At 33.7% G+C, this 15,537-nt stretch carries 24 protein-coding genes and 2 pseudogenes; 15 read left to right on the top strand and 11 right to left on the bottom strand.

The annotated features are described in order from the left end of the window. Nucleotides 1-182: 182 nt before the first annotated feature. Nucleotides 183-380: a hypothetical protein gene (locus tag HCH28_RS20885; RefSeq protein ID WP_221682920.1), complete on the bottom strand. Its 198-nt coding sequence runs from the start codon at nucleotides 378-380 to the stop codon at nucleotides 183-185. Nucleotides 381-573: 193 nt separating this feature from the next. On the opposite strand from HCH28_RS20885, the gene HCH28_RS20880 reads away from it, so the two are divergent. Continuing rightward, complete coding sequence (locus HCH28_RS20880; protein ID WP_004225224.1) at nucleotides 574-822, top strand: hypothetical protein; 249 nt, start codon at nucleotides 574-576, stop codon at nucleotides 820-822. A 14-nt stretch (nucleotides 823-836) separates the two neighbouring features. On the opposite strand, the gene HCH28_RS20875 is transcribed toward HCH28_RS20880, so the two are convergent. The 4 genes from HCH28_RS20875 to HCH28_RS20860 form a co-directional block, all read right to left on the bottom strand. Continuing rightward, nucleotides 837-1,037 (bottom strand): hypothetical protein, encoded by a 201-nt coding sequence (locus HCH28_RS20875; RefSeq protein ID WP_221682919.1) that lies wholly within the window; start codon nucleotides 1,035-1,037, stop codon nucleotides 837-839. Nucleotides 1,038-1,872: 835 nt separating this feature from the next. Then, complete coding sequence (locus HCH28_RS20870) at nucleotides 1,873-2,295, bottom strand: ferritin-like domain-containing protein (RefSeq protein WP_221682918.1); 423 nt, start codon at nucleotides 2,293-2,295, stop codon at nucleotides 1,873-1,875. A 66-nt stretch (nucleotides 2,296-2,361) separates the two neighbouring features. Continuing rightward, on the bottom strand, nucleotides 2,362-2,625 hold the full coding sequence (locus HCH28_RS20865; RefSeq protein ID WP_255601712.1) for a translation initiation factor 2: 264 nt from the start codon (nucleotides 2,623-2,625) through the stop codon (nucleotides 2,362-2,364). Nucleotides 2,626-2,839: 214 nt separating this feature from the next. Further along, the gene (locus HCH28_RS20860) at nucleotides 2,840-3,181 is read right to left on the bottom strand and encodes a hypothetical protein (RefSeq protein WP_004225235.1); all 342 of its coding nucleotides are present in this window, start codon (nucleotides 3,179-3,181) and stop codon (nucleotides 2,840-2,842) included. Between the two features lie 1,173 nt (nucleotides 3,182-4,354). On the opposite strand from HCH28_RS20860, the gene HCH28_RS20855 reads away from it, so the two are divergent. The 3 genes and pseudogenes from HCH28_RS20855 (at nucleotide 4,355) to HCH28_RS20840 (ending at nucleotide 5,460) form a co-directional block, all read left to right on the top strand. Beyond that, nucleotides 4,355-4,621: a hypothetical protein gene (locus HCH28_RS20855; protein ID WP_221682916.1), complete on the top strand. Its 267-nt coding sequence runs from the start codon at nucleotides 4,355-4,357 to the stop codon at nucleotides 4,619-4,621. 151 nt (nucleotides 4,622-4,772) lie between these two features. Next, nucleotides 4,773-5,291, top strand: a pseudogene (locus tag HCH28_RS25205) (terminase small subunit). Next, on the top strand, nucleotides 5,263-5,460 hold the full coding sequence (locus tag HCH28_RS20840; protein ID WP_221682968.1) for a hypothetical protein: 198 nt from the start codon (nucleotides 5,263-5,265) through the stop codon (nucleotides 5,458-5,460). Before HCH28_RS25205 ends, HCH28_RS20840 begins: the two are co-directional and overlap by 29 nt. Before the next feature lie 175 nt (nucleotides 5,461-5,635). On the opposite strand, the gene HCH28_RS20835 is transcribed toward HCH28_RS20840, so the two are convergent. Then, nucleotides 5,636-6,166, bottom strand: a complete 531-nt coding sequence (locus HCH28_RS20835) for a hypothetical protein (protein ID WP_221682913.1) — start codon at nucleotides 6,164-6,166, stop codon at nucleotides 5,636-5,638. A gap of 178 nt (nucleotides 6,167-6,344) precedes the next feature. Further along, on the bottom strand, nucleotides 6,345-6,605 hold the full coding sequence (locus HCH28_RS20830) for a hypothetical protein (RefSeq protein WP_221682912.1): 261 nt from the start codon (nucleotides 6,603-6,605) through the stop codon (nucleotides 6,345-6,347). Between the two features lie 146 nt (nucleotides 6,606-6,751). On the opposite strand from HCH28_RS20830, the gene HCH28_RS20825 reads away from it, so the two are divergent. The 3 genes from HCH28_RS20825 to HCH28_RS20815 all read left to right on the top strand — a co-directional run bounded on the left by HCH28_RS20825 (nucleotide 6,752) and on the right by HCH28_RS20815 (nucleotide 8,335). Further along, entirely contained in the window at nucleotides 6,752-6,964 is a 213-nt protein-coding gene (locus tag HCH28_RS20825; protein ID WP_221682911.1) for a hypothetical protein, read from the top strand. A gap of 229 nt (nucleotides 6,965-7,193) precedes the next feature. Next, the gene (locus tag HCH28_RS20820; protein WP_221682910.1) at nucleotides 7,194-8,015 is read left to right on the top strand and encodes a DUF2785 domain-containing protein; all 822 of its coding nucleotides are present in this window, start codon (nucleotides 7,194-7,196) and stop codon (nucleotides 8,013-8,015) included. Nucleotides 8,016-8,113: 98 nt separating this feature from the next. Next, nucleotides 8,114-8,335 carry a hypothetical protein gene (locus tag HCH28_RS20815; protein ID WP_221682909.1) on the top strand — a complete coding sequence of 74 codons (222 nt, stop codon included), beginning with the start codon at nucleotides 8,114-8,116 and terminating at the stop codon, nucleotides 8,333-8,335. Between the two features lie 78 nt (nucleotides 8,336-8,413). Here the strand turns inward: HCH28_RS20815 and HCH28_RS20810 are convergent, their stop codons facing one another. From HCH28_RS20810 to HCH28_RS20800, 3 genes are all read right to left on the bottom strand, one after another. Then, the gene (locus tag HCH28_RS20810) at nucleotides 8,414-8,905 is read right to left on the bottom strand and encodes a DUF2798 domain-containing protein (RefSeq protein WP_221682908.1); all 492 of its coding nucleotides are present in this window, start codon (nucleotides 8,903-8,905) and stop codon (nucleotides 8,414-8,416) included. Between the two features lie 139 nt (nucleotides 8,906-9,044). After that, nucleotides 9,045-9,281 (bottom strand): hypothetical protein, encoded by a 237-nt coding sequence (locus tag HCH28_RS20805; RefSeq protein WP_221682907.1) that lies wholly within the window; start codon nucleotides 9,279-9,281, stop codon nucleotides 9,045-9,047. A 96-nt stretch (nucleotides 9,282-9,377) separates the two neighbouring features. Then, the gene (locus HCH28_RS20800) at nucleotides 9,378-9,635 is read right to left on the bottom strand and encodes a hypothetical protein (RefSeq protein ID WP_221682906.1); all 258 of its coding nucleotides are present in this window, start codon (nucleotides 9,633-9,635) and stop codon (nucleotides 9,378-9,380) included. Nucleotides 9,636-9,861: 226 nt separating this feature from the next. Here HCH28_RS20800 and HCH28_RS20795 point away from each other — a divergent pair, with 226 nt between their 5' ends. Further along, nucleotides 9,862-10,275: a LuxR C-terminal-related transcriptional regulator gene (locus HCH28_RS20795; protein WP_221682905.1), complete on the top strand. Its 414-nt coding sequence runs from the start codon at nucleotides 9,862-9,864 to the stop codon at nucleotides 10,273-10,275. Nucleotides 10,276-10,311: 36 nt separating this feature from the next. On the opposite strand, the gene HCH28_RS20790 is transcribed toward HCH28_RS20795, so the two are convergent. Then, nucleotides 10,312-11,079 (bottom strand): MerR family transcriptional regulator, encoded by a 768-nt coding sequence (locus tag HCH28_RS20790; protein ID WP_221682904.1) that lies wholly within the window; start codon nucleotides 11,077-11,079, stop codon nucleotides 10,312-10,314. 395 nt (nucleotides 11,080-11,474) lie between these two features. Here HCH28_RS20790 and terS point away from each other — a divergent pair, with 395 nt between their 5' ends. The 7 genes and pseudogenes from terS (at nucleotide 11,475) to HCH28_RS20755 (ending at nucleotide 15,237) form a co-directional block, all read left to right on the top strand. Further along, a complete protein-coding gene (gene terS / locus HCH28_RS20785; RefSeq protein ID WP_221682903.1) occupies nucleotides 11,475-12,254 on the top strand; it encodes a phage terminase small subunit in 780 nt (259 codons plus the stop codon). Next, nucleotides 12,254-12,793, top strand: a pseudogene (locus HCH28_RS20780) (PBSX family phage terminase large subunit); the annotation flags it as partial. The gene terS and the pseudogene HCH28_RS20780, both read left to right, overlap by 1 nt. Beyond that, nucleotides 12,772-13,128 (top strand): phage portal protein, encoded by a 357-nt coding sequence (locus HCH28_RS20775; protein WP_221682902.1) that lies wholly within the window; start codon nucleotides 12,772-12,774, stop codon nucleotides 13,126-13,128. The pseudogene HCH28_RS20780 and the gene HCH28_RS20775, both read left to right, overlap by 22 nt. Beyond that, entirely contained in the window at nucleotides 13,125-13,694 is a 570-nt protein-coding gene (locus HCH28_RS20770) for a hypothetical protein (RefSeq protein WP_221682901.1), read from the top strand. The genes HCH28_RS20775 and HCH28_RS20770 overlap by 4 nt, the downstream gene beginning before the upstream one ends. Next, complete coding sequence (locus HCH28_RS20765; protein WP_221682900.1) at nucleotides 13,643-14,140, top strand: phage minor head protein; 498 nt, start codon at nucleotides 13,643-13,645, stop codon at nucleotides 14,138-14,140. Before HCH28_RS20770 ends, HCH28_RS20765 begins: the two co-directional genes overlap by 52 nt. Nucleotides 14,141-14,282: 142 nt before the next feature. Further along, a complete protein-coding gene (locus HCH28_RS20760; protein WP_066036394.1) occupies nucleotides 14,283-14,504 on the top strand; it encodes a hypothetical protein in 222 nt (73 codons plus the stop codon). Nucleotides 14,505-14,709: 205 nt separating this feature from the next. Continuing rightward, on the top strand, nucleotides 14,710-15,237 hold the full coding sequence (locus HCH28_RS20755) for a DUF4355 domain-containing protein (protein ID WP_221682899.1): 528 nt from the start codon (nucleotides 14,710-14,712) through the stop codon (nucleotides 15,235-15,237). Nucleotides 15,238-15,537 lie beyond the last annotated feature (300 nt).

Below are 15,537 nucleotides of genomic sequence, written 5' to 3'. Positions count from 1 at the left end.
GTTATATCGTTAATAGTCTTTTTTAAACGTAGATGGCAACTATCACTTTGACTGTTAGAGGCTTTTTAAATTGTTCCTGCTAACTCTGATAGCAAGTAATTATCAAATTGCTTGGAATGATCATGTACAAGAAATAACAGGTCAATTGGAGTTAAATATCTAAGAGATATTGTTCTGTAAAGTTATTTAACTTTTAGAGGTTTTACAAAGAATGAAATGGACATAACAGAAACCCCTATAGCAATGAATAGTATTGCAATAGATTTATTTGAAATAAATGAATTGTATTCTAGAGCACCAGTTAATCTCGCTGATCCGATTGAAAGTGATACGATGCCTAAAACAAATATGATATGTCCAATTTTAGAATGTGTTTTCATTTTATAACAACTCCTGATATTTAGGTAATGACTTACGAAATAATAACATGATTAGGTAATATTTGAAAATATGGTTTGGTTTGATTATTGCACAATATGAGTATTTGATGTTGATGGAGGAAGTACAAAATTGCGAAAGTCAATATGGGCTGTCAGTAAATTGATATGAATTGATAATAAAGGAGTATGTTTTATGAAACCATTTATGTTACGTCATAAGCTGGGGTGGCTACCTAGCAAATTAGAGTATCGCAGAACCTATACCATAGGTTTTAAAGTTGAAACATACGATAGTTATACTTTCAAGCTAACAAAGAATAGTAAGTATGTAAGATTAGTAAATAACAATAAAGAAATGGTTGTTAGGAAAAGAGAATTAAAGAGATATTTCAAGGATGGTTGTTTACAGTTTCTAACTACACAATATGAGGAAGGTGCTTGAAAGATAGTAAACTATTAACCTTTTTCTTTTTTTGGTTTAACAAAGTAAGAAATGAACATTACAAAAACGCCAATAGGTATGTATAGTAGTGCAACAGATTGATTTGGAATAACTGAATCATATTCAAGGAAACCAGATAATCTTCCCACTCCAGTTATCATCAAAGTAATACCGAAAATAAATATAATATATCTATTTGTAGAATGTATTTTCAACGCATAACAACCCCCGAGGCTTCCTAATAATTTATATAAGGATAACATAAAGTGGTAAATATTGCATTATTCAGATTGATTCAATTATACATTATGAATATGCAAAAAAAAACACGTTCACTTGTACGTGTAGAAACGAGCAATTGAGACAACTAATCATTAAGAGTTTCAAATCAAAATGACAATAATATTAGGATAATGCTCATGTGCGCCAAGTATTGCTTTCGTTTTGGCTGAAATTATAGGGAAATTTGCAGGGTTATTACATTTTAATCACCAACCATTTGCTGTCCTTTCGAATACAAATCAGTTGATAGAAAAAGAATAAATAATTCATTTCCAAGTGATCATACCATATTATTTTTTTCATTCTATATGTCCCTTTGGTTATTGAAAAAAGGAAAATGGATTCTATGGATTTTGCTTGCTATATTAGTCTGAATTTCACGTATTTGGATAGGAGTTCATTATCCTTTAGAGGTAATTCTAGGTGCTCTTATTGGAATTATTTCTGCAATAATCATTTATTTTACACTTTCGAAATTAACACTAAGGGAGAGGAACTACAGGCTGTTAGAAAAGTTAGAGTAAGAACCACGCTAGAAGCGGCTAATGTTAACGATAAGCAAGGTGCAAAAAATAGAAGAAATGGTGCAGAATGTGCCTGAAATAGTGGATGAATCTGTCAAAGAACAAAAATATGAACAGCTGAGTTTGTTTTGAAATTAACATATACAAGTTTAGTTTTTTATAGCTCTGTAGTGAATTGAAAGTATTATTCATAAGTACAGTTAATAAATAAAAAAACCGACATTTAGTCGGTAATGTTTCTTTATCAATATTGGTTAATAAAGAATAAAAACCAAACTGCGTGATTCTGTTCGTCTGAAGCATTTGAACTAAATTGATTACTAATATAAGGAATATTATATTCTCTAGCAACACGGTGATAAAATTCAACTGCTTCTTGTTCATCTTTAAATGCAGTTAGGATACCACTCTTAAAATTCTGTGGTAATGTTTCGTTTATCTGTGGAGATGGTTGTTGACCAGTTAGGTAAGTATAGGTATAAACAAAACCTTGGAAATGTCTCATTTCATCTTTTCGTATTTCTAGTATACGATTTTTAACTTCTTCATTTGGAGCAAGTTGTGCTAAATGCTTATAAAATCGAATAGCATTATATTCGCCATTAATGGCTTTATTAAGGTCGAGAATTAATCTATTGTTTAAAGTTTGTTGTACATTGTATTGCAAATGTTTACCCTCCTTTTTACTTATTATTTTCAATGTCATTTTTAAAAGTATTTAGGAAAAATTAGGTTATTTCATTAATTTTTTTACTTGTTTTAGTTCGTTTATTAAATAATCTATTTGCTTCTGAAGATCTTCTACTTCTTTAGATTGGTCACTATTTTTGGCTTGAGGATTCTCGTTATTTGATTTTTCTAGAGCATTTAATGCTAAACCAGCTGCAACAGCAGAAAGACCATCGCCCAGAGTTGCAATTGAGGCCCCAATATAGGCAAGTCTTGCTATCTGAATTTCTGTAGTCACAGAAGGTTGTTGTGGATTATTTTTATTCATTTTAATTAATATCCCCTTTACTTTCATAGTGATGAATTACCTCAAACGTATTCTATGTATTTCAGTATAGAAAGGTGACGACAAAAATTGACTGTAGGGTTTTACTCAAAGCCTCGATCAGAGAGAAATTGAAAGGGGAAATGAATAATACGAAAAGCCTTATAACTGAGTATAAGGCTTCCTAGATTTTAATTGATAAAATCTGTTTATAAAATTAAAGAATCGGTGTTAATTCTGAGTTCACAAATCGTTGGGCATCGATGATTACACCTGAAGCTGTTCGACCGTAAACGCTGTATAATCCGCCTGTTTGATTAGGAACAATCTCAACTTCATATTGAGCAGATCCACCTACACTTGGCGTTACAAAAGTAGAAGCGTTGGCATTAGCAGCAAAAGGTGTTGTTGATAATAATTGTCTCGTGCCGTTTAGTCTGAAAACCCTTACTACTCCTGTTAATAAACCTCCAGTGAGATTAAGAACTTTGATACGAACGCTAGATGCATTAGCTGGTAGATTTCCTGTATTTTCAATTGGCCCAGTAGTTAAAGGCATGTAATTTTCACCTCCATTTAACGAAAGATTAATAATCTGCAGATTACCTTTTCATAATATGCATTACGCTTCTACATTCATTAGACTTATTAATCAAGTTTCTTTAAAAATAAAAGCAAAGTGTGAATTGTTTAGTAGAAAGTGTAATAGAAGTGAATCTGTAAACAAAGGTGAATCCATATACAAAGACAAAATACCGTAGTAGTAACACCTAATATTGTGTAAGCGATATTGAAAATTTTAAAGATTAAACGAAAATAGAACGATTATACATTTTTAGAAGATTTATTTGGTAAAATTATGTATCGTTTAGAAAACAAATTTTGAGGTGTCAAATGGATTTAAAATTAATGGAGCAGTATAGTTGAATAACGATATGGGTTTTTGTGGTAAAATAGTAGACGGTAGGTGCATCTTAATCTTTACAGGAAAGAATAGCCAAACCAGAAGCAATAATCTTTGAGAAAGCAGCCTTAAACTAAGAGGCCCGATGTAGTTAAGTTTATGAAATGTTACAAATGTGCCAAATGGAGGGGAGGTCGGACAGGTAAATCCTTCTTCACTTGGTATTTATAAAAGCCTAAATGCAAACAATATGTGCGGGTTGTGAGAAAAATGAATGTTTCTTTAGATTCTAAGCCCCATGTATATCAGAAAATGCAATCATAACTGGATTAGTTTTAAATGTACGTGATAATACACTAACAGCTGCAGATACAGTAACGGCTGAAGAAAGTTATTAGTAGAAGCTGTGGTTTTACTGACCCCATTTCAACAGGTGTTATTGCTTCAGTAACAGGGCCAAATACTGCCGCAAACCCCAATTGCTGTGGTTCAACAACAGCTAACTATGCTATAAATAAATGTGATTTATTATCTGTCAGAATTGTAACAGGTGATGGGGCTCTTCCATTTGGAGCAGCAGTGACAGTTATGTATGTACTTCCTTCATTAATTTACAAAGCCATAACCAATAGGTGTGGCTTTTTTATTATGCAATTAACTATGAAAATGGTAATTTGTTAAATAAGTTAAACACCTTTATAATGGTGTTAATTAAATAGGATTTAAGAGGTGTTTTTATTCCATTTCCTAAGATGTTAATTAATATCTCATGTATTAAAAATATACATGGTAAAGATGACTTTATAGAGAGAAAGGAAGAGTCGTTAAATGATTAAAGACACAAACAATCAGGATGATATATTGGATACTGAAAAGATTTTAGAAAAATATATGGAGAATTTAGAATTAATTCAACAGTCATTAAAACAGCTTGAACTAGACACTTCTAGATTGCAAAGTCAGGGATTTGTTGAAATAGAAAAGTTGGCTAATGAGTTAAGTATGTTGCAGAAACTTTCAACAAGTATAGAATTTAAAGCTAAGCTTATTACATGTAATAAACATGATTCCATAGAGTCATTACCGGATGAATAAAATACAAAAGTTTATTTATACTTTATGTGTAACAGAGTTTTTTGATAAATAAATATAGCTTTCAGATCACGTTCATTCGAGCGTGGTTTTTTATTTTCATTGAATTAAGCAACTAGCATAATGGGGTGATTACAAAACAAAAAAATGAGATATGGCTAGAGCAAGGGATCCAAGACGTGACCAAGCGTATAATATTTACAAAGCACATAACGGTGATATAAAGCAAAAGGATATAGCTGAGCAACTAGGTGTATCTGATGGAACTATACGTGGGTGGAAAAACAAAGATAGCTGGTATGATCGTCTTGAAGCGGAATCGCAAGCAACTGTACAGTTTGATATTGTCCCAAGTGACGGTCTCAACGATAAACAGTTGCTTTTTTGTATGTATTACGTTAGATACTTCAATGCTACAAAAGCTTATCAAAAAGCATATCAATGCGACTAGATAACAGCTAATCGAAATGCTCATCGTTTGATGGTAATTGAAGGTATAAAAGAAGAAATCATGCGGTTAAAACAGCAATTAGCTGACAGTGTGATGTTAGATGCTCGTGATGTGTTGCAAAGGTACATTAATATAGCATTCGCTGATATTACGGATTATTCAGATTTTGGCAAGGTTGAGGAAATTTTAAAAGATGAAACCGGCAAGCCGCTTCTACCGTGATTATGTTGAATATGTAAATCTTAGCCATTATAAGCGCTTTTTTCATACTGAATTAATTTGTGATGTGCTCCAACGTGTGGTCGATGGTGAACAGTTATCTATATTAATAGAGATGCCACCACGACATGGTAAAAGTATGACGGTAACAGAATCGTTTCCGTCTTTTTGATAAGCGGGTAATAGCTGCTGCATATTCAGATGGGTTAGCAACCAAGTTTGGGCGTCTAAATCGTAATAAGTTTAAGTTTTCACATGATCTATTTAATGTGCAATTGTCCGAGTCCAATGCAGTTTTGGTCTAAATAATTTTGCTAGAGTAGTAAAGTAATTTATGGATAACCATATTAATATTTCCTTTTTGTAATTAATCCGAATTCATATATAGCTTCTAACTTACCATTATAAAATTCTAAACTTACCCTAGAATTTTCTTCTACACCGTTTTCTCCCTTATAATTAAGTTTATCTCCATCTTTGTGCAAGGCACCGTATCCTACGATTTCTTTTACGGTTTCTTCACTCATACCTACTTTGAGCTTTCGAAACTTTTCGGGCGTAATGGTTGAGATTTGTTTTATTGGCTTTTCTTCGTCTGAAAAAAACAATTCTATGGATTGTCCAATTACTAATAATCCTATTATACTAATCAAAATTAGTGCAATTTTTTTCGGCCATCTTGATGGAGTCACTTCTCTATAATAGTAGGTTCTATTTTCTGACTCTCTTACTGTTTCCGAATGATTAAATTCTATATGAGTTTCTATTGTATAATCTTCTGATACTGCACCACAATATTCACATACGTATATTTCAGTGTTTTCTTTGTGAAATTTTTTATATGAGTTTGTAGCTAAACAGTTAGGGCAATTTTTCATAAATACCCCTCCTTACCTTTTTATGGCCTATTTACCATTTTGGGAAACTTCGTTATACGTGTATATAAAAAAGCACAGGTACTTAAATATTTGTGCCTGGGCTTTTTTCATTCTTTTAACAGAAAGATTGAGATAGCATAAATACCCTTGTTCATATAACAAACTTTTATTTTATAATTTAATATAGTTTAGATATAGTATCAATAATAAAATAAAGGATCATAAGTCCTATCCCAATTGCTAGAGCCTTACCTGAAGATTTTTCTTTTTGCACATCATTTTGGACTTCGTTTCGTACTCTCTCCGACACTTCTCTTGTTTTTCTCGTCGTAATATCTTCAAAAATCGTATTACAGTATTCACATTTCACAAATACTAAACCATCTCTATATACTTTCTTAAAAGGATTACTAGCTAAACAATTAGGACAATTATTCATTTGTATTCACCTCAATATATCTAACTACTATTTACCATTTTAGGTAATTAGATATGTTTTGTACATAGAAATAAAAGTCGGTCATCGGTTTTATGGAAGGGAATTAACCTAAAATGTAGGAATATCTATAAAAAGGGGTGAAGATTATGAGCTATGAAGTAATAGTGCCAGCAAAATTTTTATTCAAACGCAAGCCTGACAATGTACCAATTATAGGTTTATCAAGCTTACATTTAACACACGAAGAACATAAAGCACTAACAGACGATGTTGCTTTCAACCTTTTAAGGGCAAAGGGTTACAACGTAATCAGAATGGTCCGCAGAGATGAAAATATCATACCCGTTGTTACAAAGTAGAATGAAACAAAAAGAGCCAAAAAGTAGTTAATGAATAATGAAGCTGTTTAAATATGGAAAGTTCATTATCTGTTCGCTTATAATTAAATAAGTGAACAGATGTTTTTTTTAAAAGGAGAAAAAATTAGTATTCAATATAGGAAGGGAAGAAGGGTACGGAAAAAGCCGTATAGTTAGTAGAAACTCTTGAAAAAGTTAGTTCAGATAATTTCTAGTAGGAGCGTGTAAAATGAATTTAAAAGAAAAGTTGATAGTAATAAAAGAAAATGGGTACCAAGCACCACCCGATAGATTTCAGTTGATACTAGAAATGATAAATAACATCGGTTCTTTGGATGCCCAACTACGTGATGAGCTAATTTATACAACCTTATCACACTGGATTCCTGATAAATCTCTAACTGCAAACGAACTAGAACAACTTTTACCAGTTGTTTTGGATAAAAGCCATTTGCTTTTTAAGCTTGGTGAAACAAATACAGACTCTGTCTTCACTCGATCTTTCTCCATGCTAGTCATACCGCTCCTCTTCACGAGGCATAGAGAATCACCATTTCTCTCAAGTGAGCAAATTCATCACATAAAAGAGAAAGTATTTTACAGTGTACAAGAAGAGCGAGATTACCGTGGGTATGACGAAGAAAAAGGCTGGGCTCATGCCATAGCCCATGCAGCGGATGCTTTAGATGATTTGGCACAATGTTCCGAACTGGATAAAAATGACCTCTTAACTATCCTCGATTTGGTTTACGAAAAGATGACCATAACAGATCGAATTTACTCCGATGGGGAAGATGAGAGAATGGTAAAATCCATAATTAGTGTTTTAAATAGAAAAATACTTAGTCAGGCTCATGTAGAGCAATGGATTCAAAGTTTCGGTGATGTGAAGAAAAATTCAGAATTTCTCCCTGCCTTTAAGCAAAAAAATAATATAAAGAACTTTTTGAAAAGTTTATACTTTCGAGTTAAATTTTACAAAGTGGATGCCGTTCTCTGCTCGACTATCGAGCAAACATTATATAAAGTAGAAAAAGTTTACTATTCTTAATTAAAAAAATGAGGGGAAAGCACCCCAAGTTGAAGAGATTATAGCCAGTTATGCTTATAAAGAAAGTCACTAATTCGAAAAACAGTGAGTGACTATTTTTGCATTATTTTCAAGTGAGTACATATTCTCTATCACCGTTGCCTGAGTTAAGTGCTGCAGGCATGGAATTCGGAAAAAAATTAGAGAGTGATGAACTGTACTTTGGTGATTTTATGGATGGTCGATATGCATGGGAGCTGAAAACAATGAAAGTTTTACTTGAACCAGTGCCAGCTAAAGGACAATTGAGCTTGTGGAATTGGGATGATGGGAGCAAGTGAAAGAAATTGTTCAGTAAAAAAGTAACCAAAAAGAATAAATCTCTTAGGTTACTAGAAACGTAAATAATATGTTTCAACTTAATTTTTTAATACTAAGTTATTTGGAGAAGTTTTTATAAACTTATTAAATAAAAAACGTACAATTGGTCCCATAATAATAATTTGCAAAGGTAATGCTACAATAAAATTCCTACAAAACACAGAAAGGAATTCTTTAATAATCGAATTGGAATAAAATCCATTGTGAAAATAACTTGTTATCAAACCATAAATAGACATAAAAAAAGCCATTCCAATAACCATGCATGTAGATATTGTTAGAATCTTAAATAGAACATTTGATGTATTTGCTGTTAATTTGAAAGCTATTTTTTTAGCTATAGGTCCCACTAGGTACAAGTCAAGAATGATAGCAACAATAAAACCTATTAAAAAATTAGTAATTCCACCTAAGAAAGAAATTTGTCCAAATGTATCATTAAGGTAGAAGTTATAAAGGGTCATAAAAAGTACCATTCCAAAACACATTATTAAACCAAAATATAGACTTTCTTTTCTAGTAGTTGGCATACGTCAACACTCCTTTCGTTACTTGAGTAAGTATATAAATTTTATAAATACTTAGTAAGTGACAATTCTGTGAAGGTTTTTGTGGGAATTATAAATATATATTACTGCACAATATGAGGGTTAAATGAAAATAGAGCGATTATAATATCGCTCTAAAAAACTCATAAAATCCCATGTTCATTGGGATAGCCCAAATAAAGAATCCAAGAAGGGCAATTGGGCCAAGCAAAAAGTTGTAAACCTTCTTTGGCAAAATACTGCCCAATAGGATTTTATAAATTACGGCACATCCTATCATTACAACTGGCAGTAAGATCAGTGGTGGTATAAAAAATAACAGACTGCCGCCACTCGATATATCTGTAAATATATCCATTTAATTACCTCGTTATGTATTTTTTTGTAAATTGTAACACAAAAAAGTTACAGTGTCCTAACTGGTAAAGCAAACTAAAAAGGATGTAAGGAAATACTAAAAAAGGAAATAGACATAATCGTCTATTTCCTTTTTCATAGCTTTTAATTTTGCTTTATGTTTGGCTTTTGGAATCGAGTGATACTGCTCGTATCGGCACATTCTACAAGAGCAATGAATTTTTCCTTTGTTTAATGTACCACGTACAGGCATGAACTCACTTTCACGTAACATTACATCTTTTAAAATTGACCATTTCTTTCGGATAATTCGCTCTCTCTGATGACGAATATAGGCTTTAGAACGGTTTTTCATCAATATCAGCTCCCTTGAGAAACCCAAGCTTGCAGGGAGGTCAAGGGAAGAATCAGCACTCCCTACAAGCTTGGTTTGTAGCTGACATATAGAATTAATTGGTTCACATCATCATTCCTTTTTTGAAAAAGCCGCAGCGTTTGCACACGCTACAGCTCGAATTGGTTTATGCCCTTTTAAGACAATCTAGTAAAAGTAGTATATCACAACTTAGGAGGGCAAACCTATGTTAAAAGAAAGAACACTAACGATTACACCAGATGCTTTAGATTCAATGATTACAGACTACCACTGGATGGTTAACGCCATCAAAGAAATGCGAGCAGAAATGGTTATAGGGGCAAAAACGGCACAGTATGGGATTGAGGCTACACTACCAAAGGCAGTAGGTGGTGTAGGCGATCCAATTATGCAGGAAGCTATTAGACGTTCTAAAAATATTAAGCGTGTTGCAGAGTATGAGAAGAAGCTTTTAGAGGTTCAGAAGCTAATTGAACGAGTTAATGGCGATAGAGAAGTTCAGGTATTGAACTGGATGTTAGACGGCAAATCACAACGTTGGATAGGCCAACACATGGCTTTATCAGTAACGAGCATTAAACGTATTAAGGATAACATTGTAAATCAAATGATGGAATGATGTAGGGGCCTTGTACCCCTACAAATAGAGTTGTTTTTATTCCATTTCTACTTGTTTCATATAAAATTCTATTGCTTGATTAAACCATTTTTGTTCATCTTCAGTGAAAGGAGAAATTGTCATATATTCAAGTTCTTGAATATCCAGTTCTTCCACATTAGTATCAGCTAACTTTTGTATCAAATCGTCACCAAGAAATGAAAAAATTGAATCTAAATAGTTTTTGACCATCTCTTGTACTTTATAGTCATCTATAGGTTTACCATATAATTGTTTCATTTCTTTAGATAATTTAATAAATGTTTTATCCAAGGTAATTTTATCATCCTCTGATTTGATTGAAAGCTCTTCTTTGATGTCCGTTAAACTATGACGTTCCATCCATTCTTCGTGTTTATGTTCTACTTTCATATTGTATATAAGGCTAAATAATATCGTACTATCTACTTCTCCTTCTTCTTCGACTAACTTTATTACTCTATTAATCGCTTGGATTGATTGTTCAATTTTTTCCTTTTCACTTACTAAAGCATTTAAATGCAGAGATAAACTTTCATTCAAATCAACGTTAAAACTTGACTCATGTAACAAAATAGCTATTTTATCTAGACTATACCCTAGGAATTTTAGGCTGAGAATTTTTTGCAAGGTAATAATATCTTGAAAATAGTAAGTGCGATGCCCTGAAGAAGGATTCTTTTCGGGTTGTAGTAAACCAATTTCATCATAGTAATGCAAAGTAGGAATTGGAATTCCTGTCTTTTCAGAAAATTCACCAATAGAAAACTTTTTAACCTTATTCATCAAAATTCCTCCTATCAAAAGTATAGGTTTATCATATAACCTAAAGTAACTTGAGGTTCAAGAGGGAATTTTAAAAAGTTCTTGAAAATTTGTTGTAAAAGTTACAAATGTGATAGATGTTACAAACGTTATATATGTTACATTCGTTATAGATTAGGTGAGCTAAAAATAATAATGTAAAATGGGAGGCAGGACGGCGTGGTAAGGTTTTCCTATATTGGTATTTATCAAAACCTAAATATTAGGGAAAGACAGACCGACGACCGGACCCGCGCTCCACAAGTTCGTTCGGAGCATGACATACATGGCCGGCTCATATTTTTTAAGAAATGTGCAACTAGCATAATGAGGTGATTACAAAACAAACAAATGATGGAGGTGGTGGTGTATGAGATATGGCTAGACCTAGAAATCCGAAACGTGATGAAGCGTTTCAAATGTGGCTTGAAAGCAAAGGGCAAGTGCTCCTGAAGGATATTGCAGAGCAGTTAGATTTATCCGACTCACAAATCAGAAAGTGGAAGGATCAAGATAAATGGGATGATCAATTGAAAGGTAACGTTACTAAATCCAATGGTAACGTTACTAAACGAAGTCGGGGGGCTCCATCAGGTAATTCCAATGCTAAGGGGCATGGTGCACCAAAGCAAAATCAGAATGCAACAACACATGGATTCTTTGCTAAGTTCTTGCCTGAAGAAACACTCGAAATCATGGAAACGATGAACGAGCGTTCTCCAGCCGATCTAATCTGGGATCAGATAATACAATATGCTGCAATTATAAGGGCTCAACGTATTATGCACGTTGAATCAAAAGACGAAATCATAAAGGAGCTCAAAAAAGCAAAATACGAATACTATCCGCGTTCTAAAGAAGATGACGGAGGCGTAGAAAAGGCTGTAACTGAAGAAGAATATGAATTCCAATTCGCATGGGAAAGACAGGCGCAACTACTCACTGCACAATCAAGAGCAATTGGGGAGTTGCGTTCTTTTATTCGTCAGTTTGTTGAGATGGCTGACCAGGACGATGAACGACGCTTGAAGCTTGAGCAGATGCAATTGTCCGTCGATAAAACAAAAACCGAAATTAGCAAACTCAAAAACCCTGATAGTAATAAGCAAGAATCAGAAATTGCGAAAATGTTACGTCGTATGGCAGGTGATGAATAATGTCAGAGCTCACACCAAAACAAAAAGAGGTTATGGACTGCTTTATTCATGAAAAACCTAAAATATTAGCTGCTAGTGGTGCCAAGAGGGCAGGTAAGACATTTATTCTTATACTGCTTTTTTTAATGCATATTGCTAAGTTCGAAAACCAAGGGCTCTCTTTTATTATTGGTGGATCCACACAAGCAAGTATTCGTCGGAATGTGCTTGATGATATGGAGGCTATCTTAGGTAAAGAATTAAAGTTGGATAAAACTAATGCTGTTCATGTATTCGGTAATAAGGTTTATTGCTTTGATGGAACCAATGCGGATGCATGGAAAAAGGCACGTGGTTTTACTGCAGCAGGTGGATTTTTAAACGAAGGTACCGCATTACATGACATGTTTGTCAAAGAGGTTATCTCACGGTGTTCATATCCAGGGGCTCAAATCCTCTTAGATACTAACCCAGAAAATCCAGCACATCCAGTTAAGACAGACATTATCGATAAAGATGGACAGTTACGTATAAACTTATGGCGCTTGAGAATAAATGCAAAACGATGGAGCGAAAGTTTACGACAGCTTTACGTTACCAATTCAAAGTTTTATGTAGTGCATGGGCCAAAAAAGGTATTTGCTCAAAAGACGATTACTTGAAAGTTTGGTATGAATATAAACGCAACATTCCTATTGATTTGCTGTCCGAGGCTCAGGCATCACAAGCGTTAAAAGGATTAGTGTCAGAGCGTACTCGCCTTTCTAAGTTGTCTGTTGTTGATGATGTGGAGTATGAACTTGAAGAAATGCAGAAGGATGAACAACTGTTTGGTAATGGGCTTGAACCTTTGAATGAGGATGACGAAGATTCGAAAGAAGTTGATGAGTCATGAATCAACAGAAAATCAATCGTATCTTAGATGATTTAGAAGCTAAAGCTGAGAGGGATATTGAGATTGTTTTTGGACGACGATTAAAGACGATACTATTTCAAATGCTTGAGATGCATAAGAAGTTCGGTAAGAACGGTCAAGCTACTTGGACAGACGTTAACAAATACAATCGCTTTAATCAAGAGATGAAGTTGATTGCACAACAGTTGAATGCTGATTACAAAGAGATTATTAAACTCATACAAGCTTCAGAGGAACGACTTTATATTGAGAGATACTTACTAATGGCTTATCTCTTACAACAGTCTACAGGCGAAGAAATGGGCTTTAAAATACCATCTGTTGAGGTGATTCAAGCAGCGTTAACAAATCCTGTTGAATTTTTAACACTTCCGAAGATATTTGAAGCTCATAGGAACGAAATTATTAGGCGTTTGAACATCGAGATAGCTCAAAGCCTACAGGCTGGTGAAAGCTACACAGACATGGCAATTCGAATCGAGAACGCAATGGGATGGACAAGGAAAAGACTATTCTTGTTGCCAGAACAGAAGGTGGTCGAGTAAGGTCGCAAGTTGACCTAGCTATTGAGGAACAGGCGAGCAAAACAGCAAAATTAACAAAGGTATGGATGTCATCACTTGATATGAGAGTTCGTAAGTCTCATAAAAAGCTAGATGGTCAGAAAGCTGATAAAGATGGCTACTTTCACTATGGCAAGTGGAAATCAAAAGCACCGAGGTTATGGGGCATTGCTTCAATGGATATCCAGTGTCGTTGTCATACGATATACATGATTAATGGCAAGCTTCCTGAATATCTAAGAGGTAGAGATTACATGGATGATACTTACCAAAAGCAATTGGCTGCGCGTATTGATGCTTATATGTCTGATCAAGGGCTAACTTACAGACAAGCTTTTAACAAAGCGTATCAACAGGTTAAACCGCCGAGTGTAACGGTGCCATTTATGAGTTATGAAGAGTGGAAGAAAAAATTTAGTGCAAATTGAAGTTTGAAAATTTCTCAAGGGTAATCAAAATTATTTTGTAATTAAGTAAGGAAAGTTATATAAGAATTTTAATCGTGTGGTAAAATAAACCATAATAACATATTGAAATAACAAAAAAACATTTAATTGGGAGGTGGATTTTATGAATGATAAGAAGAATAATAAATTACAAATTTTAGCGATATTGCTGATGATATCATTATTGGTTGGGGCATTTGTTATTTTTTACTTAGGTCATTACATGGTGGGCTCAGCTTTATTTGTAATTTTTATGCTTATTTTGAACGGTATTAGTAGTTGGAAGAAAATGAAAAATGATGAGTACATTCATTTGAAAAATTATAAAAATAATGAGAAATGGTAATTAAACTACTTATTCTGCTTTTTCAAAACTTGGTTTTTTCTCATGATATTAATCAAAATTGTTATAAACCTACACAAGTCATTCACTTAGAATGGCTTTTTATTTTTGTCTTTACTCTTGTAGACGCTTTAAAAAACGAGAGAAAATAAACTTTTGAACGGTTTAGGGGCTTGATGAGGCAACTAAATTGGGCAAGGAGGAAAACATGAAATACAATCCATTCAATCTTAAAACTTTAATACCTTTAGATATTCAAATGCTTGCCGACGGTGGGGAAGGAACACCTCCAGAGGATAATCCACCTTCAGGGAATGACGGTAACGGTCAAGGGGCTACATTGACACTAGAATCGGTTCAATCATTTCTAAACGACAATGATGAGGGTAAGAAATGGCTTCAATCATTTGCTGATACTCGAGTAACTGATGCGATTAAAACGTACGAAACTAAAACTCTTCCAAAGAAACTAGAAGAAGAGATTGCTAAACGCTACCCACCAGAATCAGAGGAAGCAAAACAGTTAATTGAGTTAAAGGCACAATTTGAGCAATCTCAAAAAGAAGCTGCACGTGAAAAGCTAGTTAATCAAGCGCTATCTACTGCTACTGAAAAGAGCTTGCCAGCAAAATTAGTAGAGTTCTTTGTTGGTGAGGATGCAGATAAGACAACTGCCAATTTAGGCATCTTAGAAAATATTAACTTTAAAGGAATTTATATCGTTCTTTCCTTATAAGAGAGTACCTGTCCAAACTTCCTTTATCTACATTTTTACGAACTGGGGCACCATTTTAAAAAAGTTACAGGTGCCCCAGCAAGTGCCCCAAAAAGTACCCCAGTTAAATACATTTAGATATGCTTCGTTAGACAGGTATAGAAACCCTCACTAATACAAAACCTTGATATTATGCACATCAAAAAATTAAAAACATCAGGATAGAAACCAAGGTCATAAGTTATGCTTATCAAAAAAGATAATATTAATGTAATTTACTTATGAATATAAATGCGCTATCATGGGTATTGGAGAAAAGAT

The organism is Lysinibacillus sp. K60 (assembly GCF_019731275.1).
Taxonomy (GTDB): domain Bacteria; phylum Bacillota; class Bacilli; order Bacillales_A; family Planococcaceae; genus Lysinibacillus; species Lysinibacillus capsici.
This window is presented reverse-complemented; position numbering and strand designations above follow the sequence as displayed.